Consider the following 18,810-nt stretch of genomic DNA (forward strand, 5'->3'; position numbering starts at 1 on the left):
AGTCACTCCACCAGCAGCGCGTCCACTTTCTGCCAGCCGCGTGGCAGCAGGCCGCCGCGCGATCCGCGCGCGCCGAGGTAGGGCTCGAGCTCCTTGAACGACAGCGTCATCGTGCGGGCGCCCGATTGCACCAGCAACTTGCCGTTCGATGGCACCACCGCCACCGCCACCACGTGCTCGGTGCCGCGCTTTGCCTTCGGGATGTCGATCAGTTTGTTGCCCTTGCCCTTGTCGAGCTCCGGCAGTTCGGCCAACGGGAAGGCCAACACGTGGCCGGCGCTGGTCACGGCCACGATGCGGTCGTGTTCCACGCTGGCGATGGCGGCAGGTTGCAACACGCGTCCGCCTTCCGAGAGCGACAACAGCGCCTTGCCGGCCTTTTGCCGGCTGGTGAGATTTTCAAAGCGGGTGACGAAGCCGTAGCCGTGGCTGGAGGCGATCACCAACTTCGCGTCATTGTCGGCGCTGGTCATGGCCTGGAACGACGCCCCAGGCACCGGCGCAAAGCGTCCGGTGAGCGGTTCGCCGTTGCCGCGCGCGCTGGGCAGCGTATGCACCGCCACCGAATAGCTGCGGCCTGCCGAATCCAGGAAGGCCACCTGTTGCGTGCTGCGCGTGCGCACCGCCACCAGCAGGCTGTCGCCATCGCGGTAGCTGAGCGAAGTGGCATCGATATCGTGGCCCTTGGCCGCGCGCACCCAGCCCTTTTCGCTGAGCACCACGGTCATCGGCTCGCTGGCGACCAGCTCGGTCTCGGCCAGCGCCTGCGCGGCCTGGCGCGCGACCAGCGGGCTGCGCCGCGCATCGCCGAATTTCCTGGCATCGGCCAGCAGCTCATCCTTGACCAGTTTCTTCAGCTTCGCCTTGCTCTCCAGGGTGGCGATCAGTTGGTCGCGTTCGCTGGCCAGCGCATCCTGCTCGCCGCGAATCTTCATTTCCTCCAGCCGGCCCAGCTGCTTCAGCCTGGTGTCGAGGATGTAGTCGGCCTGTTCCTCGCTGAGCTTGAAACGCGGCATCAACACGGCTTTCGGCTCATCCTCGGTGCGGATGATGTGGATCACTTCATCCAGGTTGAGGAACGCCACCAGCAGGCCGTCCAACAGGTGCAAGCGGCGATCCACCTTGTCCAGCCGGTGCTTCAGGCGGCGGGTCACGGTGGTTTGCCGGAAGCTGAGCCATTCGGACAGCAGCATCTTCAGGTTCTTGACCTGCGGGCGCCCGTCCAGGCCGATCACGTTCATGTTGACCCGGAAGCTCTTTTCCAGATCGGTGGTCGCGAACAAATGGCCCATCAGCTGTTCGGCGTCCACGCGATTGCTGCGCGGCACCAGCACGATGCGGGTGGGATTGGCATGGTCGGATTCGTCGCGAATGTCCTCCAGCCATGGCAGCTTCTTGGCTCGCATCTGGCTGGCGATCTGTTCGATGATTTTCGAAGGCGAGACCTGGTAGGGCAGCTCGGTGATCACGATATTGGCGTGCTCCTTCACGAACACGCCGCGTGCGCGCACCGAGCCGCTGCCGGTCTCGTACATCGCCACCAGGTCGGTGGTCGGGGTGATGATCTCGGCGGCGGTGGGATAGTCGGGCCCGCGCACGTGTTCGCACAGGTCGCGCACGCTGGCATCGGGATCGTCCAGCAGGCGCACGCAGGCGCTGACGATTTCCCCCACGTTGTGCGGCGGCACGTCGGTGGCCATGCCCACGGCAATCCCGGTGGTGCCGTTCAGCAGCAGGTGCGGCAGGCGCGCCGGCATCCAGGTGGGCTCTTCCAGGGTGCCGTCGAAGTTCGGCGTCCAATCGACGGTGCCCTGGCCCAGCTCGCCCAGCAGCACCTCGGCGATCGGCGACAGTTTGGATTCGGTATAGCGCATCGCCGCGAACGACTTGGGGTCGTCGCTGGAGCCGAAGTTGCCCTGGCCTTCGATCAGCGGATAGCGATAGGAAAACGGCTGCGCCATCAGCACCATCGCCTCGTAACAGGCGCTGTCGCCGTGCGGATGGAATTTGCCGATCACGTCGCCGACGGTGCGCGCGGACTTCTTGGGCTTGGCACCAGCCGCCAGCCCCAGTTCGCTCATCGCGTAAATGATGCGTCGCTGCACGGGCTTGAGGCCGTCGCCGATGAACGGCAAAGCGCGGTCCAGCACCACGTACATGGAGTAGTCGAGGTAGGCGCGCTCGGCGAATTCGCTGAGCGGGAGTTGTTCGAAGCCGTGGAAGGTGGAGCGCAGGAGATCGTCGGTCATCCGCCTATTCTACGGCTCTGGCCGATGCCGCCGCAGTGCCCATTCCACGTGCTCGCGCACGACCGGCGAAGGGTGTTCGCGACGCGATTCCAGTGCCGCCAGCACCGCAGGCGTGGACGGCGCATTGCCGAGCGCGATGGCGATGTTGCGCAGCCAGCGCTCATGGCCGCTGCGACGGATCGCGCTGCCTTCGCTGCGGCGCAGGAATTCGTCCTCGTCCCAGGCAAACAGGTCCACCAGGCTGGCGTTGTCGAGGTCATTGCGGACGCGGAAGTCCGGCTCGTCGCTGCGCTTGGCGAATTTGTTCCAGGGACATGCCAGCTGGCAGTCGTCGCAACCGAAAATGCGGTTGCCCATCAGCGGCCGCAGGTCTTCGTCGATGCTGCCTTCGTGTTCGATGGTCAGGTAGGAAATGCAGCGCCGCGCATCCAGCCGGTAGGGCGCGGTGATGGCGCCGGTCGGGCAGACGTCGATGCAGCGCGTGCAGCTGCCGCAGTGCGCGCTGGCCGGCGGATCGATGGGGAGCGGGATATCGACGAACAGCTCGCCGAGGAAAAACCAGCTGCCGCCGTTCTTGTCGATCAGGCAGGTGTGCTTGCCGATCCAGCCCAGCCCGGCATTGCGCGCCAGCGCGCGTTCCAGCACCGGCGCCGAGTCGGTGAACGCGCGATGGCCGAACGGGCCGATCTCCGCCTGCACGGCGTCGGCCAGCCGCGCAAGGCGGTTGCGCATCAGCTTGTGGTAGTCGCGGCCCAGCGCATAGCGGGCCACGTAGGCGCGTTCGTGCTCGCGCAGGTTGGCCCAGGCGGCGTCGGTGTCCTTGCCATAGTCCAGCCCCACCGAAATGACGCGCAGGGTGCCGGGCAGCAGTTCTGCGGGGCGTGCGCGCATCGTGCCGTGGCGTGCCATCCACGCCATCGAGCCGTACAGGCCTTGCTCCAGCCAGTCCAGCAGATGGGCCTCGTCCTGCTTCAGTTCCACGCCGGAAATGCCGACGCGCTGGAAGCCTGCGTCGCGGGCCAATGCGCGGATGCGCTGGGCAAGCGCGTTGTAGTCGGGCGTGGACATGGCGCAAATTATAGGTCTGCATTCCCGAGCCCCCCCGCATGCACAGCCCGTTTCCCCTGTTCGACATCGAAGCCCTGCGCTTGCTGGAAACGCGCGGCACCGCGCATCTGCACGGCGATGCGTTCGCGCTGATGGCGCGCGCCGGGCAGGCGGCGTGGCGCAGCGTGCTCAAGCATTGGCCACGGGCGAAGCAGCTGCTGGTGGTGTGCGGGCCGGGCAACAACGGTGGCGATGGCTATGTGCTGGCCCGCCACGCGCTGTGTTCGGGACTGTCGGTACGCGTGCTGCAACTGCCCATGCATGCGCCCGCGACCGGGCTGGCGCAGCGTGCGTGCGAGGCATTCATCGGCGCTGGCGGCGCGGTCGGGAGTTTCGATGGCGAGCTTGGCGAGGCGGAGGTGATCGTCGATGCGCTGTTCGGCATCGGCTTGTCGCGTGCGCCGGATGCGGCCATCGCAGCGCTGATCGACGCGATCAACGCGCACCCTGCACCGGTGTTGTCGCTCGACGTGCCCAGCGGGCTCGACGCGCGCAGCGGGGCCGCGCCGGGCGCGGTGGTGCAGGCGCAGTGCACCCTGCAATTCATCGCCCGCCATCGTGGACTGCGCACCGGCAGGGCGCTGGATTGCTGCGGCAAACTGGAACTGGCCACGCTGGAGCTGCCGCCTCGGCTGTTTGACGGCATCGCGCCGGCGGCACTGGCGTGGCGCGCCGACGCCCTGCACGCGTTCTTCCCGCTGCGTCCGCGCGATGGCCACAAGGGCTGCAACGGTCATGTGTTGTGCATTGGCGGAGACCACGGCAGTGGTGGTGCGCTGATGCTGGCGGCGCAGGCGGCGTTGCGCAGCGGCGCCGGGCTGGTCAGCGCGGCGACGCGCGTGGCGCATGTCCCGGCACTGTTGGCGCGTTGCCCGGAAGTGATGGCGCACGCGGTGGAGGACAGTGCGCCCTTGCAGCGGCTGCTGGCGCAGGCCGACGTGATCGCCATCGGCCCCGGACTGGGGCAAGCGGAGTGGGGGCGCGCGGTGCTGGAGGCTGTATTGGCCTCACCCCGGCCCAGGGTGCTGGATGCGGATGCGTTGAACCTGCTGGCCGGCTCCGGCGTGCGCCTGCGCGCGGATGACGTGGTCACGCCGCATCCCGGCGAGGCCGCGCGGCTGCTTGGCTGCGCCATCGCCGACGTGCAGCGCGATCGCTTCGCCGCCGCCGCCGCGCTGCACGCGCAACTGGGCTGCGTGGCGGTGTTGAAAGGGGCTGGCAGTCTGGTGCATGCCGCGGGCATCACGCCTGCGGTGATTGGCGCGGGCAATCCCGGCATGGGCGTTGGCGGCATGGGCGACTTGCTGACCGGCTGCATCGCTGCGCTGCGCGCGCAAGGTCATGCGGCTGGCGAGGCGGCGCTGGCAGGCGCATTGCTGCACGCTGCGGCAGGTGACGCTGCCGCGCTGGACGACGGTGAGCGCGGCCTGCTGCCCTCCGACCTGCTGCCGTGGTTGCGCAAGCTGGCCAATCCAGTGCGACGATAGGCGGATGTCCGAATTCCTCCTTCCAGATGCCGAGGCCACCGATTCCCTGGGCGCGCGCTTGGCGCAGTCGCTGCCGGAGCGGGCGGTTGTTTACCTGCACGGTGACCTGGGGGCCGGCAAGTCCACGCTGGCGCGGGCGTTGCTGCGCGCGTTGGGCGTGACCGGCACGATCCGCAGCCCCACCTATACGCTGGTCGAGCAGTACGTGCTGCCCAACCGGGGCTTGCTGGAAGGCGGCCTGGCCTTGCACCTGGACCTGTACCGGATCGGCAATCCGGGCGAATTGGAATTTCTCGGGCTGGATCCGGCCGAAGCCAGGCTGTGGCTGGTCGAATGGCCGGAGCGCGGGCGCGGCAGCCTGCCCGAGGCCGATCTGGACATCGCGTTGGCGGTCGAGGGCTCGGGGCGGCATTGCCGGCTGCTGCCAAACACGCCGGCCGGCGCGGCATGGGTCGCTGGATTGGCTTCAGGTCTGGATATCCCGCGTTGAGTTCATGAACCCGGCAGGAATGTCCGCCAGGTCACGGATTCAAAAGGGAAAATGCTTGAAATTCGCGCTGGCAAGTGATTAACTCCGACCCATGCGCGCGAAGGGGAACCGCCAATTGCTCTTCCAGCAGGCCATCCTGACGCTGGCCGTGCTCGGTTGTGCTTGCGCAAATGCTTCTGAAATCAAGCAGTTGCGTGTCGAAGCCGGGACCACCGGAACGCGCGCCGAACTGCATCTGGACAAGGCTTCCACCTTCAAGCTCATCCCGCTGTCCAACCCGGAACGGCTGGCCGTGGATTTCCCCGACAGCCAGCTTGCGCGCGGATTGACGCTGCCGCATGCCGCCGGAGTGGTGACCTCGGTGCGTACCGGGCAGCCGGTTCCCGGCACGGTGCGGATCGTGTTTGATCTGGGCGGCAAGGTGCGCGCCCTGCCGACCACCCTGGATACCTCCAGGAGCGGTTACACGCTGGTGCTGGAATGGCCGGGAGACGGCGCTGCGCCGGCGACTCCCGTCATCGCCGCGTCGCCGGACAACGCCAGCGCAACGCCCGTTACCCCCATGCCTGCAACGGCGACTGCCGCTAGCCTGCCCGCGCGTGACCCGATTGCGGATATCGCGCGCCGTTCCGCGTCCACCAGCGTGCCGCCCGTGGCTGCACCCGTCGCGCCACCGCCGGAGGTGGCGCAGAAACCGGCGATTGCACAGCCTTCGGCTGCATTGCCCGACGCACCTCCGCCGATCATGAAGCCCGCTCTGCGGCCGGGCACGCGCCCGCTGGTGGTGGCCATCGACGCCGGTCACGGTGGCCAGGATCCCGGCGCGCACGGTTTGAACGGTACCCGCGAAAAGGATGTCACCCTCGCCATCGCCCGTGAGCTGGCCCGCCAGGTCAATGCCACGCCGGGATTGCGCGCTTATCTGACCCGCGACAGCGACGTCTTCATTCCACTCAACCTGCGCGCTCGCCGCGCCACCGCCAACAAGGCCGACATCTTCCTGTCGATCCACGCCGATGCCGCCGAGAACCGCGGTGCGCGCGGTTCTTCGGTGTATGTGCTATCCACCCGGGGCGCATCCTCGCAGCGCGCGCGCTGGCTGGCCGACAAGGAAAATGCGGCCGACGTGATCGGCGGCGAACGCGTGCGCGTGGCCGACAACACCCTGACCTCGGTGCTGCTGGACTTGACCCAGAGCGGCAACATGAAGGCCTCCGAAGACGCGGCCGACCATGTACTGGGCGGTCTCAAGCGGGTTGGCAACAGCCACAAGCCGGACGTGGAGCGCGCCAATTTCGCGGTGTTGCGCACCTCCGACAAGATGCCGGCGATGCTGGTGGAAACCGCCTTCATCTCCAATCCCGATGAAGAAAAGCGGTTGGCGGACCCGGCCTTCCAGCGCACGCTGGCGGCGTCGATCCTGGATGGCGTGGACGCCTATTTCTCGCGGCAACCGCCGCCGGGCACGCTGTATGCCGCCCGTGCGCAGGCGGGGCAGTCGGCGCAGGCCGGCGACCGCTCCAGCATCGGTGCGGGCGGAAGCCCGTAAGCCAGCCCGCCCTGTCGGCGCGCTGTCACAGCGTGTTTGCGAATTCCCGGAAGAGTTGCGGATTCGCACTAAAATCGGCGGGTGAACATCCGCCAACTCCCCGATACCCTCATCAACCAGATCGCTGCCGGCGAAGTCGTTGAACGCCCGGCCTCCGTGGTCAAGGAACTGGTCGAGAACGCGCTGGACGCCGGTGCGCAGCGCATCGACATCGACCTGGAAGAAGGCGGCGTGCGCCTGATCCGCATCCGCGACGATGGGGGCGGCATCCTGCCCGAGCAGTTGCCGCTGGCAGTCAGTCGCCACGCCACCAGCAAGATCGCCAGCATCGATGATCTGGAAGCCGTGGCGACGCTGGGGTTTCGCGGTGAAGCACTGCCGTCGGTGGCCTCGGTCAGCCGCTTCCGGCTGGCATCGCGGCAGCGCGGTGCGCAGCACGGCGCGGAGCTGCGCATCGAGGGCGGCAAGGTCGGCGAGGTGACGCCGAACGCGCATCCGCCCGGCACCACGGTGGAAGTGCGCGACCTGTTCTTCAACGTCCCTGCGCGGCGCAAGTTCCTGCGCGCCGAGCGCACCGAGCTGTCGCATATCGAGGAGTGGCTGCGCACGCTGGCGCTGGCCCGGCCGGATGTCGAGCTCCGGGTAACCCACAACGGCAAGGCGTCGCGGCGCTGGAAGGGCGAAAGCAATTTGCTGTCCGACGTGCGCCTGCACGAGGCACTGGGCGAGGAGTTCACCCGCAACGCGTTGCGCGTCGATCACGCGGGCGCGGGCATGCGCCTGCATGGCTGGGTCGCGCAGCCGGCCTACAACCGCGCCAGCGCCGATCAGCAGTATCTGTACGTCAACGGCCGCAGCGTGCGCGATCGCAACGTGGCGCACGCGGTGCGCCAGGCCTACAGCGACGTGCTGTTCCACGGCCGCCACCCGGCCTACGTGTTGTTCCTCGAACTCGATCCGCGCGGCGTGGACGTCAACGTGCATCCGGCCAAGCACGAGGTGCGTTTCCGCGAGTCGCGGCTGGTGCACGATTTCGTCTATCGCACGCTGCACGAGGCGCTTGCGCAAACCCGCGCCGGGTTCGCCGCCACGCCCATGCAGCCGGCGTCCGGATCGGGTCTGGGCGGCGGTCGCTGGTCGATGCCGGCGACGCCGCAGCAGCAGGCAATGGGGCTGCGCGTGGGCGATGCACCGGCGGCCTATGCCGCGCTGTATGCGCCGCGCGAGGAAGCGGGACTGGCATCGCCGATGGCCACCATGCCCATGCCGGCAGAGGACGCGGCTGGCACCCCGCCGCTGGGTTTCGCAATCGCCCAGCTGCACGGCATCTATATCCTGGCCGAGAACGCCGACGGCTTGATCGTGGTGGACATGCACGCCGCGCACGAGCGCATCGGCTACGAAAAATTGAAGGCCGCGCACGACGGCGCCGGCCTGCGCACGCAGCCCCTGCTGGTGCCCAGCAGCCTGGCGGTGTCCGAGCGCGAGGCAGACATCGCCGAGCGCGAGGCCGACACGCTGGCGCAGCTGGGCTTCGAGGTGCAGCGCAGCGGTCCGCAGTCGCTGCTGCTGCGCAGCGTGCCCGCGTTGCTGGCGCAGGGCGACGTGGAGGCATTGCTGCGCGACGTGCTGGCCGATTTGCGGGAGCACGGCAGCACCCGGCGGGTGGCGGAAACCCGCGATGAACTGCTCGCCACGATGGCCTGCCACGGTGCGGTACGCGCCAATCGCAGGTTGGGCGTTTCCGAAATGAATGCCCTGTTGCGTGACATGGAAGCCACCGAACGCTCCGGTCAATGCAATCATGGCCGTCCCACCTGGACCCGTTTCACGCTTGCGGAGATCGATCGATGGTTCCTGCGCGGACGCTGATGCGCCTTGCCGGCGCGCTCGCAATGGCGTTGCTGATGACCGGCTGCAACCGGAATCCGGGGCCAAGTGCAGCCGAGCGGGCCGCGCAGGCAAAAGCGCGGGCCGAGTTTTCCGCGGCACAACATGCGTGGCGCGCGCAGCGGGTTGCCGCACTGCGCCAGCCCGATGGCTGGACCTCGCTGATCGGCCTGCACTGGCTGGATCCGGGCACCCACCGCGTGGGCAGCAGCGGTGACAATGGCATTCGCCTGGCGATGGGGCCCGCGCATCTTGGCTTGTTCACGGTGCGCAATGGCCACGCAAGCGTCGTTCCGGATGCCGCAGTGACCATCGATGGCCAGCCAAGCCGGGGTGGTGCGCTGCGCAGCGACGCCGACGCGGGCGGCGCCAGCGTGATCGCGTTCGACGACGGTAAAGGCCTGGCGACGGTGATTGCGCGCGGCGGTCGGCTGGCGCTGCGGGTCAAGCACGCCGATGCCGGCAGCCGCGTGCATTTCAGCGGTTTGGACTACTGGCCGGGCGGGCCTGGCTGGCAGGTGCAGGCGCGCTTCATCCCGCATCCGGCCGGCAAGACGCTGCCCATCGCCAACATCATCGGCACCACCGACGAGATCCCCAATCCCGGCGTGGTCGAATTCACCCGCCACGGCACGCCGTTCCGACTGGAAGCGCTGGACGAAGGCGAGGGCACCCTGTTCCTGATCTTCGCCGATCGCACCAGCGGCCACGGCAGCTATGGCGCCGGCCGCTTCCTCGATGCGCCGATGCCGGACGCGCAGGGCCGGCTGGTGCTCGACTTCAACCGCGCTTACAACCCGCCGTGCGCGTTCACTCCGTTCGCCACCTGTCCGCTGCCGCCGCCGGAAAACCGGCTGGACCTGCGCGTCGAAGCGGGCGAGAAGGCCTATCGAAAACCCGTCATTGCAACCAGGGATGCCCAATGAAATCGCGACTGCTGGCATTGGCGCTGTGCGCGCTGCTGACTCCCATTGCCTGGGCTGGGCAGCCGGCGCCAGCTGCACCGCAGGCTGGGGGCGCCCAGCATCCGCTGCTGTGGAAGGTGTCCGATGCCGACAACGCGGTGTACCTGCTCGGTGCCTTTCACCTGCTCAAGCCCGACGACTATCCGTTGCCGGCGGAAGTGGATCGCGCGTTCGATGACAGCCAATCGCTGCTCTTTGAAATCGATCCGGCGGCGATGACCGCGCCGGAAACCGTGGCCAGCATGCAGAAGTACATGGGCTACGACGATGGCAAGCGCCTGAGCCAGGTGTTGCCGAAGGCGACGCTGGACAAGCTGGGTATCCTGCTGTCCGCCAGCGGCGCGTCGGTGCAGGCGTTCGAGGACAAGGAGCCGTGGGCTGTCAACCTGGGCTTGGTGCTCAGCGTCGCGCAGGCATTGGGGTTTCGTCCGGATCTTGGCCTGGACCGCAGCTTGATGGCGCGTGCGGTCAGCGCCGGCAAGCCGGCGACGGGGTTGGAGAGCATCGACGACCAGATGCGGGCGATGGACACCACGCCGTATGCCGAGCAGGCGCAGAGCCTGGAGGAATTCCTCGCCGATCCGCAGAAAGCGGTGCGGCAGTTGAGCGACATGCATGCCTGGTGGCGTGCCGGCGACGCGGGCAAGCTGGACCAGGAAATGCGCGAAGACATGGCGCGCAAGACGCCGGAAACCTACCGTCTGCTGGACGTGGAGCGCAACCGCGCATGGCTGCCGCTGCTGGAAAAACGCCTGACCGGATCCCGCTCAGACAACACCCTGGTGGTGGTGGGCGCGCTGCATTTGCTGGGCAGCGACGGCCTGGTGGCGCAGTTCAAGGCGAAGGGCTACAAGGTCGAGCGCATCTGCGATGGCTGTGGGGCCAGTGCCGGCGACTGACGCGCTGCCGTTGCCGTTGGGTCGCTAGGTGGACTCGCCGGTCATCACGATGCAGTCCACCGGGCAGGCTGGCACGCACAGTTCGCAGCCCGTGCATGAATCCTCCAGAACGGTGTGCATGAATTTCGCGCCGCCGATGATGGCATCCACCGGGCAGGCCTGGATGCACTTGGTGCAGCCGATGCAGTCGTCTTCGATGATGAAGGCCACGCGCCCCGGCCTGTGCTGGCCGCGGCTGCGGTCGTAAGGCACCGGCTGCACGCCCAGCAAGCGGGCCAATGCGTGCGCCCCGGCATCGCCGCCGGGCGGACAACGGTCGACGCTCGCTTCGCCGCGCGCCATCGCGTCCGCATAGGGCCGGCAGCCGTCGTAGCCGCATTGCCCGCACTGGGTTTGCGGCAGCAGGCGGTCGAGGCGTTCAACCAGGTCGGGATTGTTGAAGGTGTTCATCACGCTGATTCCGCGCGGGCCGTGCTGCCGCTTTCGCTTCCGCGAATGTCCCCCGATGCCGTCCACTGGCCGGCATCTCCTCCTTGATTTCGCTGCAGCGAAACCGGCAACACGGCCTTGACGTTTCCTGGTGGGTGGCTGCGCGGTCTCAGCGCACCGGCATGCCGGGCTGCGCGGCGTCGTCGGCGTCCAGCAGGGCCAGCGCGCCGCCGTCGAAGCCGGCCGAGAGAATCATGCCCTCGCTCAGGCCAAAGCGCATTTTGCGTGGCGCCAGGTTGGCGATGAACACCACGCTGCGGCCGACCAGCTTGTCCGGCTCGCCGTAGCTGGCGCGGATGCCGGAGAAGATCTGCCGCTGGCCCAGCTCGCCGGCGTCCAGCAGGAAGCGCAGCAGCTTGTCGCTGCCATCCACGAATCCGCACTCCAGCACCTTGCCGATGCGCAGATCAAGCTTGGCGAAGTCGTCGATGCCGATGATTCCACTCCCTCCCTCGCTTGCGGGGGAGGGCTGGGGTGGGGGCGCTTTTCCAGCGATGGCCTTTCCGTCGGCCTTCGCGTCACCTTGTGCTTCGGCTTTCCCGGTTGCGGCTGAAGCCGCTCCTGCGGGCGCGGTGGCAAGCGTGTCCCTGGAGGCGTCCATCATCGCTTCGATCTGCTTTGGGTCAATCCGGGTGAACAGCGGGGCATACGGCTTGATGCTGCGCGTCAGCAGCGGCTGGACAACGTCACCCCAGTGGGCCACCGGTGCATCAAGGAATCCTTCCGCCTGCGCGCAGGTGCGTGGCAGCACGGGCTTGAGCGCGACGGCCAAGATCCGGAACAGGTTCAATCCCTGCGTGCACACCGCTTGCAGCTGCGCCTCAGCGCCGTCCTGCTTGGCCAGCACCCACGGCTTGTGTTCGTCGATGAACTTGTTGGCCTCGTCGGCCAGCGCCATCGTCTGGCGCAGCGCGGTGGCGGCTTCGTTGCGCTCGTACGCGGCGGTGATCTGCTCCAGCTCGGCCACGAAGCGCGCGTATTGCGCGGCATCGAGCAGTGTTGCAGCCAGTTGGCCAGCGAAACGCTTTTCGATGAAACCGGCGCAACGGCTGGCCAGGTTCACGAACTTGCCGACCACGTCGCTGTTCACCCGCGCCACGAAGTCGGACAGGTTCAAGTCCACGTCGTCCACGCCGCCGGATGTCTTGCCCGCGAAGTAGTAGCGCAGCGCCTCCGCGTCCAGCCCGGCGTCGAGGTAGGTGCGTGCCATGATGAAGGTGCCGCGCGACTTGCTCATCTTGGCGCCGTCCACGGTCAGGTAGCCGTTGACATGCAGCCGCGTTGGCGCGCGCATGCCGGCGCCGTGCAGAACGGCCGGCCAGAACAGGCCGTGGAAATTGACGATGTCCTTGCCGATGAAATGATGCAGCTCGGCGTTGCTGTCCGCCTTGAGGAACGTCTCGAAGTCGATGCCGGTCTTGGCGCACAGGGTCTTGAAGCTGCTCAGGTAACCGATCGGCGCATCCAGCCACACGTAGAAATATTTGCCGGGTGCGCCCGGGATTTCGAAGCCGAAATAAGGCGCATCGCGGGAAATATCCCAGGCGCGCAGGCCACCGTCGGCATCCAGCCATTCGCGCAGCTTGGCCTTGACCCCCGGCACCGCCACGTCGCCAGCCAGCCACTGGCGCAGGAACGACTCGAAGCTGCCGACTTCAAAGAAGAAATGCTCGGAATCGCGGATCTCGGGCGTGGCACCGGACACCACCGACGTGGGGTCGATCAGGTCGGTCGGGCCGTAGGTGGCGCCGCAGACCTCGCAGTTGTCGCCGTACTGGTCGGCGCTCTTGCAGTTGGGGCAGGTGCCCTTGATGTAGCGGTCGGGCAGGAACATGCCCTTTGCCGGATCATAGAACTGCGCCACGCTGCGCCGCGCGATGTGGTGATTGGCCACCAGCGCGGCGTAGATCGACTCGGTCAGGCTGCGGTTGGCGGGCGAGTTGGTGGAGTCGTAGTGGTCGAAGGCCACCCCGAACGCGGTGAAATCGCGCTCGTGCCCAGCCTGGATGGCGGCGATGAAGGCCTCGGGCGTGGTACCGGCCTTTTCGGCGGCCAGCATGATCGGCGTGCCGTGGGTGTCGTCGGCGCAGACGTAATGCACCGTGTCGCCGCGCATGCGCCGCGCCCGCACCCAGATGTCGGCCTGGATGTAACCGACCAGATGGCCCAGATGCAGCGGGCCATTGGCATAGGGCAGGGCATTGGTGACAAGCGCGGAGCGGGACATGGCGATGCCAGACGCAGAGGGGCCGCGATTATCGCATGCGCGACGCGTGCCCCAGAACGGCGAAACCCCGGGCACGCCGGGGTTTCGGGGTCAGCCTGCGCGCGGAATCAGTCGGCCCGCACCCAGGTGGCGGTTTTGCAGAAGAAGGCCACGCAGCCCTTGACCTCCAGCTTCTTGCCGCCATCGATCAACTTGATCGACTTGGCCTTGAAGCTGCGATCTTCGGAAGGCTTGTACCCGCTGCCATCGCCCCACACGCCGTCGGAGATCGGCTTCAGGTTCCACAGGGTCACGATGCCGACGTAGGGCTTGCCCTTGTACTGGCCGCTGCACCCGTCGCAGTTGGCCGACATGCCCAGGTTTTCGGTGATCCTGGCGGCCAGCGTGCCGTTCTTGGCTTCGTAGATCTCCGAAATAGTCATCGCCTTGCCGGTCTCGTCATCCAGCGTCTTCCACTTGCCGACCGGGGTTGCATGGTGCTGCGCCGACGCGGAGAACGCGAGCGAAGTCAGCACGAAAGCCAAAAGGATGTTGCGCATGTATGCCCCTCCCAGGGATCCATGGGACGCGGCGCGTCCCTTGAAGCTTTATAACCCCATCCGTAGTGGTATGGAACGGGGTGGGGAGGCGCCGTGCATGACGGTTAAACTTCCCGTTACCCGGACTGGAGTACTTGCGGCGTGTCAGACAACCCTCAAGGCGGCATCGCTCCTTTCGATCCGCGGCCGGTCTATCAAGATTCTGTGGCGGCGTTGAACCGCGCGGAATGGCCGCAGGCGCTGGCATTGTCCACGGGCCTGCTGCCGCGCATCCCGCCACATGCCGGCGTGCATTTCGTGGCAGGCGTGGCCGCGTTGAACATGCAGATGATGCCGCAGGCGCTGCATCACCTGCAGGCAGCCGTGCATTTGAACCCCACCCGTGCCGACTATGCCGCGCAGCTTGCCAAGGCGCTGATGGATGGCCGATTGATGCGTCAGGCCACGACTGTGGCGGAACAGGCGCTGGCCGCAGGCCCGGCGGATGCGATGACGGCAGACACCTTGGGCGTGGTCTTCACTCGCGCCAACCAGCATGCCAAGGCGCTGTCGATGTACGAACTGGCAATCAGGCTGTTCCCGCAACAGGCTTCGTATCACTTCAACCTGGCGACCTCGTTGACCTTCGCGGGGCGCCTGCGAGAAGCAGCAGAGGGATACGAGGCTTGTATTGCCCGTGAACCCCGCTACTGGAAGGCGCATCTCGCCTTGGCCAAGCTGCGCAAGGCCACCAACGACGCCAACCATGTCGATCGCTTGCAGGGGCTGCTGGTCACGCCGGCTGGCGGCAGCAATGCGGCCCGGATGTATCTGAACCTGGCGATGTCGAAAGAGCTGGAAGATCTCGGGCAGGATGCGCGGGCTTTCGCGCATTTGCTGTCCGGGAAGGCGGCGGGTCGCGAAGGACGGGATTATGATATTGACCGCGACGCCGCCCTGTTCCAAGCCTTGATGGAGGCATTCCCGGAGGGAAGTGGGGAAGGTGGTGACGGCTGTGACAGTGCGGCGCCGATTTTCGTGATCGGCATGCCGCGTACAGGCACGACGCTGGTCGACCGCATCCTCTCCAGCCATCCCGAGGTGCATTCCGCCGGAGAGTTGCAGAATTTCGGGGTGGTGCTCAAGCGTTCGTCCGGCAGCATGACGCCGGAGCTGATCGACGTGGATTGCATCCGTCGCGCCAGCAACCTGCCGTGGCGACAAGTAGGCGAGGCCTACATCGAGAGCACGCGCCCGGGGACCGATGTCCGACCGCGCTTCGTGGACAAGCTGCCGCACAACTTCCTATATGCCGGCCACATCGCCCGTGCGCTGCCCAATGCCAGGATCATCTGTCTGCGGCGCAACCCGATGGACACCTGTCTGGGTAACTTCCGTCAACTGTTCACCCAGAATACGCCGTACTACGACTACTCCTTCGACCTGCTCGATACCGGCCGTTACTATCTTCTGTTCGATCGGCTGATGCGGCATTGGCGGCAGGTGCTACCAGGGCGCATTCTGGAAGTTGACTACGAGTCCATCGTGGACGCGCAGGAGGCCAGCACGCGGCTGTTGCTCGAGCACTGCGGGTTGGCGTGGGATCCGGCTTGTCTGCGGTTTCCGGAAAACACCGCGCCGGTGGCCACGGCGAGCGCCGTACAGGTGCGCGAGCCCTTGCATCGCAATGCCCTGCAGCGCTGGAAGCGCTTCGAGACGCAGCTTGCGCCTTTGCGTGCCCTGCTGGAAGAAGCCGGCATCGTGGTCTGATCCGGTTTCCACGTACGCGGCGCATTGAAAAACCCCGCCTTGCGGCGGGGTTTTGGTGGTGTTGCTGCGGCTAGGCTTACTTCTTGCCGAAGCTCCACTTGGCCTCGAGATAGTAGGCGCGGCCCAGTACGTCGAAGTTGTAGCTGTTGTACGGCTCATCGCTGTTGCCCGCGTAGGAGCTTACGTCCATGTCCGGCATCCGGTTGGCGATGTTGTTGACCAGGAAGGACACCTTCAGCGAGTCGCTGACATCGAAGTTCACGCTGCCATTGAAGGTGGTGTAGGAGCCCAACCGGCCGGCACCGGCGAATGCATAGCCGGTCTTGTCCACGGTGCTGCGATAGTTCGGTGTCGGGCCGAGGTAGTTGGCATACAGGGTGGTGGTCCAGCGATCCTTGTTCCAGCTGGCCGAGACGTTCGCCTTGACCTTCGGGTCGGTGCTGTAGTACGGGTCGTTCAGGGCATCGCGGACAGGATTGGTCGGGTACTGCTGGAACTGATGCCGGAGATTCCGGGTCCAGGAGCCGGACATCGTCAGGGCGCCGTAGGCCCCCAGGTCCTGGCGATAGTTCAGGTCAAGGGTGAGCGCATTCAGGGTTTCCTTGGCGACGTTGACCTTCTGGACGAAGATACCCTGCACCACGCCATTGGCGCCGCGGGTGATCTGCGACAGCGCGGCCACGCAGCTGCCGGAATTGATATCCAGCACGCCGCGACGGCAGTCCGATTCGTCGCGCATCAACTGATCGACGTCCTGGTTGGCGACTTCATCACGGATATCCCAGTGGTGGTAATCCAGGCTGGCCGAGAACTTGGAAGTCGGGGCCCAGACCACGCCGTAACTCCACACGGTGGCGTTGATCGGTTTCAGGTCCCTGTTGCCTGAAGAAGTACCCTTGTACTGCAAGTCAGAGAAGCGTGCCGGGCAATTCTGCACATTGCCTGCATCAAAGCCGAGCAGGGCGCAGTTGTAGTAGTCCACGGTGCCGCTGTAGAAGCCGCTGATGCCCTGGAACTGGTCGGCCAGCGTGGGTGCCTTGAACGCATTGCCATACTTTCCGCGCAGCAGCAACGATTCGAACGGGCGGTATTCGATCCCCAGGCTGTAGGTCGGTTTGCTGATGGTTTCACCGGCGGCACGGAAGCCGTCATAGCGGGCCGAGGCGGAGATGGTCAGCGGTTCCCACACAGGCAGGCGCAGCTCACCGGTCAGCGAGTAACGCGAACGCTGGCCTTGGCCGCTCACCGCGGTGGTGCCCCAGATCTTGCCGTTCAACAGCAGCGGATCCGGATCATAGCGCCAGCCTTGGGTGCCGGCTTCCATCGCGATCGCCGCACCGGCATCGCCGCCCGGCAGCGTGAACAGGGCGCTGTTGGTGAACTGCACGCGCAACATGTTGTCGTATGTGCGGCTGCGCGAATTGGTCTGACCCATGAAGCTGTAGAAATCAGCCGGCGACATCAGCTTGTAGAACGCCGCGTAGTCCGGGGTGAACACCGGGTAGGCATCGAAGTACGGATCCAAGCCCTGTTGCGGGCCCAGCACGTGCTGCTGGAAGTAATCGTTGATCGGATCCGCCAAGCGGGCCAGGCTGGTCTCGGTCAAGCGGTAGTAGGTGCGGGACAGGCTGATATCGTAATCCCAGTTCGACTCATCGCTCAGGGTGCCGTTCACGCCCAAGGTGATGGCATACGACGCGCTGGTATTGCGAGCCATCGAGTTTTCCCACCCGCCCATGTCCTCGGGGGTGAAGGCGCGTTGCAGGTTCAGCAAGTCGCCACCCGGTAGCGACGCAAGGCAGTCGGGGTCGTTGCCACAAATCTGGTCGCCATAGGCATCGGCGATGCCGGTACCGATGCGCGGGTCGAAGAAATACCCCCACTTCACGCTGGTGCCCCACCAGGTGTAGCCGGAACCGACGTGGTACTTCACCTTTTCGTGGTTGAGCAGCAGGTCGGCATAGAGCTGTGCATTGCTGTTGATGTTGAAAGTCGAGTGCGCGTACAGCTGCACGCCTTCCTTTTCATTTTTCAGCGTGCGATAGCCCGGGGTGTAGAACGAGCCGCAGTAATTCTCATCGCCGAAGCCGGGGCGGGTCTGAACCTGCACCGTGCCATCGAAACCCGCCTTGACATTGGCGCAGTTGTTGGGATCCAGGAAGTGGTAGCTGGTGAACGGGCTGTACACGAGCCAGTCACGGCTGGCCAAGGCCGGTGCACCGTTGTAGCCGTGGGTGTTGAACTGCTTGGTGAGGTCACGCTGGGAGGCCCATACCGGATCGCTTTTCTCGGCTTGCAGGCCGAGCAGGGTGTTCCAGCGGTTGTCGGCGCTGCTCACGCTGGTGGCGAAGCTGACACGACCACTCTTGCCGCCGCCCTCGCTGAAGCCGCCGATGCGGCCGCTGACGACGCTGCCTTCGATGCTCTTCTTGAGGATGATGTTGACCACGCCGGCGATGGCGTCGGAGCCATAAAGCGACGACTGGCCACCCGGCAGGATCTCGATGCGCTCGACCAGCTCCACCGGGATGCCGCTGATGTTGTTGAACACGTCGGAGCCGTTGTACAGCGCCGGGTAGTTCGCCATCGGGCGGCCGTCGATCAGGTACTTCACGTAGCTGGCGGACAGGCCGAACAGGCTGAGTGTCTCGGCACCCTGGGTGAAGCCGCCGGAAGTCTGGCTGTTCTGCACGCCGCCGGTGGCGAAGCTGCTCTTCTGCAGCACTTCGGCGACGTTGTTGAAGCCACGGGCCTGGATGTCTTCGGCGGAAATGATGGTGACTGGGACGAAGGTCTCGACCTGGGTCTGCGGGATCAACGAACCGGTAACAACGACCTTGTCCAGATCCGTCGCCTTCTGGCTTTTCGGCGCAGCAGCCTGATCTTGAGTTTGCTGATCCTGCGCGAACGCTGCGGCGGGCAGAAGCAGGGCAGCAGCCAGTGCGATCGTCAGCCGATTGCGCAAAATGGAGGGGCGATGTTGTGCGGAAATCATGGGTATTCCTTTATTTCAATGTTGCGGATCAAGTTAGGCGTGAGATTCTTGCCAGCCCAATAAAGGGGAGTGGGCGGCTTTGCGGCGCAAGATAAAGCGATCAGTCAGTTAAGTAGGATCACAGGATCTGTGGCCGGATACGGCTAAAACCTCCTGTAATCATAACATTGTGTTA

The 18,810-nt window shown here is 65.9% G+C and carries 13 protein-coding genes; 7 read left to right on the forward strand and 6 right to left on the reverse strand.

Annotated features, from left to right (window positions below; genetic code table 11):
* Positions 1-2: 2 nt before the first annotated feature.
* Together parC and queG are read right to left on the reverse strand one after the other, a co-directional pair.
* A complete protein-coding gene (parC, locus tag LIW09_RS04485) occupies positions 3-2,249 on the reverse strand; it encodes a DNA topoisomerase IV subunit A (RefSeq protein WP_256646764.1) in 2,247 nt (748 codons plus the stop codon).
* Positions 2,250-2,258: 9 nt separating this feature from the next.
* Positions 2,259-3,317 (reverse strand): tRNA epoxyqueuosine(34) reductase QueG, encoded by a 1,059-nt coding sequence (gene queG / locus LIW09_RS04490; RefSeq protein ID WP_256646765.1) that lies wholly within the window; start codon positions 3,315-3,317, stop codon positions 2,259-2,261.
* A gap of 38 nt (positions 3,318-3,355) precedes the next feature.
* On the opposite strand from queG, the gene LIW09_RS04495 reads away from it, so the two are divergent.
* The 6 genes from LIW09_RS04495 to LIW09_RS04520 all read left to right on the forward strand — a co-directional run bounded on the left by LIW09_RS04495 (position 3,356) and on the right by LIW09_RS04520 (position 10,636).
* Positions 3,356-4,843, forward strand: coding sequence for an NAD(P)H-hydrate dehydratase (locus LIW09_RS04495; protein ID WP_256646766.1), 1,488 nt, complete (start codon positions 3,356-3,358; stop codon positions 4,841-4,843).
* 4 nt (positions 4,844-4,847) lie between these two features.
* Positions 4,848-5,333, forward strand: coding sequence for a tRNA (adenosine(37)-N6)-threonylcarbamoyltransferase complex ATPase subunit type 1 TsaE (tsaE, locus tag LIW09_RS04500; RefSeq protein WP_256646767.1), 486 nt, complete (start codon positions 4,848-4,850; stop codon positions 5,331-5,333).
* Positions 5,334-5,424: 91 nt separating this feature from the next.
* Entirely contained in the window at positions 5,425-6,882 is a 1,458-nt protein-coding gene (locus LIW09_RS04505) for an N-acetylmuramoyl-L-alanine amidase (protein ID WP_256646768.1), read from the forward strand.
* Between the two features lie 81 nt (positions 6,883-6,963).
* A complete protein-coding gene (gene mutL, locus LIW09_RS04510) occupies positions 6,964-8,754 on the forward strand; it encodes a DNA mismatch repair endonuclease MutL (protein ID WP_256646769.1) in 1,791 nt (596 codons plus the stop codon).
* On the forward strand, positions 8,733-9,698 hold the full coding sequence (locus LIW09_RS04515; RefSeq protein WP_256646770.1) for a DUF1684 domain-containing protein: 966 nt from the start codon (positions 8,733-8,735) through the stop codon (positions 9,696-9,698). Before mutL ends, LIW09_RS04515 begins: the two co-directional genes overlap by 22 nt.
* Positions 9,695-10,636, forward strand: coding sequence for a TraB/GumN family protein (locus LIW09_RS04520; protein WP_256646771.1), 942 nt, complete (start codon positions 9,695-9,697; stop codon positions 10,634-10,636). Before LIW09_RS04515 ends, LIW09_RS04520 begins: the two co-directional genes overlap by 4 nt.
* Before the next feature lie 24 nt (positions 10,637-10,660).
* Here the strand turns inward: LIW09_RS04520 and rnfB are convergent, their stop codons facing one another.
* The 3 genes from rnfB to LIW09_RS04535 all read right to left on the reverse strand — a co-directional run bounded on the left by rnfB (position 10,661) and on the right by LIW09_RS04535 (position 13,891).
* Positions 10,661-11,086, reverse strand: a complete 426-nt coding sequence (rnfB, locus tag LIW09_RS04525; protein WP_256646772.1) for an Rnf electron transport complex subunit RnfB — start codon at positions 11,084-11,086, stop codon at positions 10,661-10,663.
* 148 nt (positions 11,087-11,234) lie between these two features.
* Positions 11,235-13,352, reverse strand: coding sequence for a methionine--tRNA ligase (gene metG, locus LIW09_RS04530; protein ID WP_256646773.1), 2,118 nt, complete (start codon positions 13,350-13,352; stop codon positions 11,235-11,237).
* A 107-nt stretch (positions 13,353-13,459) separates the two neighbouring features.
* On the reverse strand, positions 13,460-13,891 hold the full coding sequence (locus LIW09_RS04535) for a DUF2147 domain-containing protein (RefSeq protein WP_256646774.1): 432 nt from the start codon (positions 13,889-13,891) through the stop codon (positions 13,460-13,462).
* A 141-nt stretch (positions 13,892-14,032) separates the two neighbouring features.
* Between LIW09_RS04535 and LIW09_RS04540 the strand changes: the two genes are divergently transcribed.
* Complete coding sequence (locus tag LIW09_RS04540; protein ID WP_256646775.1) at positions 14,033-15,640, forward strand: tetratricopeptide repeat-containing sulfotransferase family protein; 1,608 nt, start codon at positions 14,033-14,035, stop codon at positions 15,638-15,640.
* A 76-nt stretch (positions 15,641-15,716) separates the two neighbouring features.
* On the opposite strand, the gene LIW09_RS04545 is transcribed toward LIW09_RS04540, so the two are convergent.
* Complete coding sequence (locus LIW09_RS04545) at positions 15,717-18,635, reverse strand: TonB-dependent receptor plug domain-containing protein (RefSeq protein WP_256646776.1); 2,919 nt, start codon at positions 18,633-18,635, stop codon at positions 15,717-15,719.
* Positions 18,636-18,810 lie beyond the last annotated feature (175 nt).

The organism is Thermomonas paludicola (genome assembly GCF_024498955.1).
Taxonomy (GTDB): Bacteria; Pseudomonadota; Gammaproteobacteria; order Xanthomonadales; family Xanthomonadaceae; genus Thermomonas; species Thermomonas paludicola.

Coding starts and splice junctions, on each gene's coding strand:
- parC (WP_256646764.1), bottom strand. CDS start 2,249: ATGACCGACGATCTCCTGCGCTCCACCTTCCACGGCTTCGAACAACTC.
- queG (WP_256646765.1), bottom strand. CDS start 3,317: ATGTCCACGCCCGACTACAACGCGCTTGCCCAGCGCATCCGCGCATTG.
- LIW09_RS04495 (WP_256646766.1), top strand. CDS start 3,356: ATGCACAGCCCGTTTCCCCTGTTCGACATCGAAGCCCTGCGCTTGCTG.
- tsaE (WP_256646767.1), top strand. CDS start 4,848: ATGTCCGAATTCCTCCTTCCAGATGCCGAGGCCACCGATTCCCTGGGC.
- LIW09_RS04505 (WP_256646768.1), top strand. CDS start 5,425: ATGCGCGCGAAGGGGAACCGCCAATTGCTCTTCCAGCAGGCCATCCTG.
- LIW09_RS04515 (WP_256646770.1), top strand. CDS start 8,733: ATGGTTCCTGCGCGGACGCTGATGCGCCTTGCCGGCGCGCTCGCAATG.
- LIW09_RS04520 (WP_256646771.1), top strand. CDS start 9,695: ATGAAATCGCGACTGCTGGCATTGGCGCTGTGCGCGCTGCTGACTCCC.
- rnfB (WP_256646772.1), bottom strand. CDS start 11,086: ATGAACACCTTCAACAATCCCGACCTGGTTGAACGCCTCGACCGCCTG.
- metG (WP_256646773.1), bottom strand. CDS start 13,352: ATGTCCCGCTCCGCGCTTGTCACCAATGCCCTGCCCTATGCCAATGGC.
- LIW09_RS04535 (WP_256646774.1), bottom strand. CDS start 13,891: ATGCGCAACATCCTTTTGGCTTTCGTGCTGACTTCGCTCGCGTTCTCC.
- LIW09_RS04545 (WP_256646776.1), bottom strand. CDS start 18,635: ATGATTTCCGCACAACATCGCCCCTCCATTTTGCGCAATCGGCTGACG.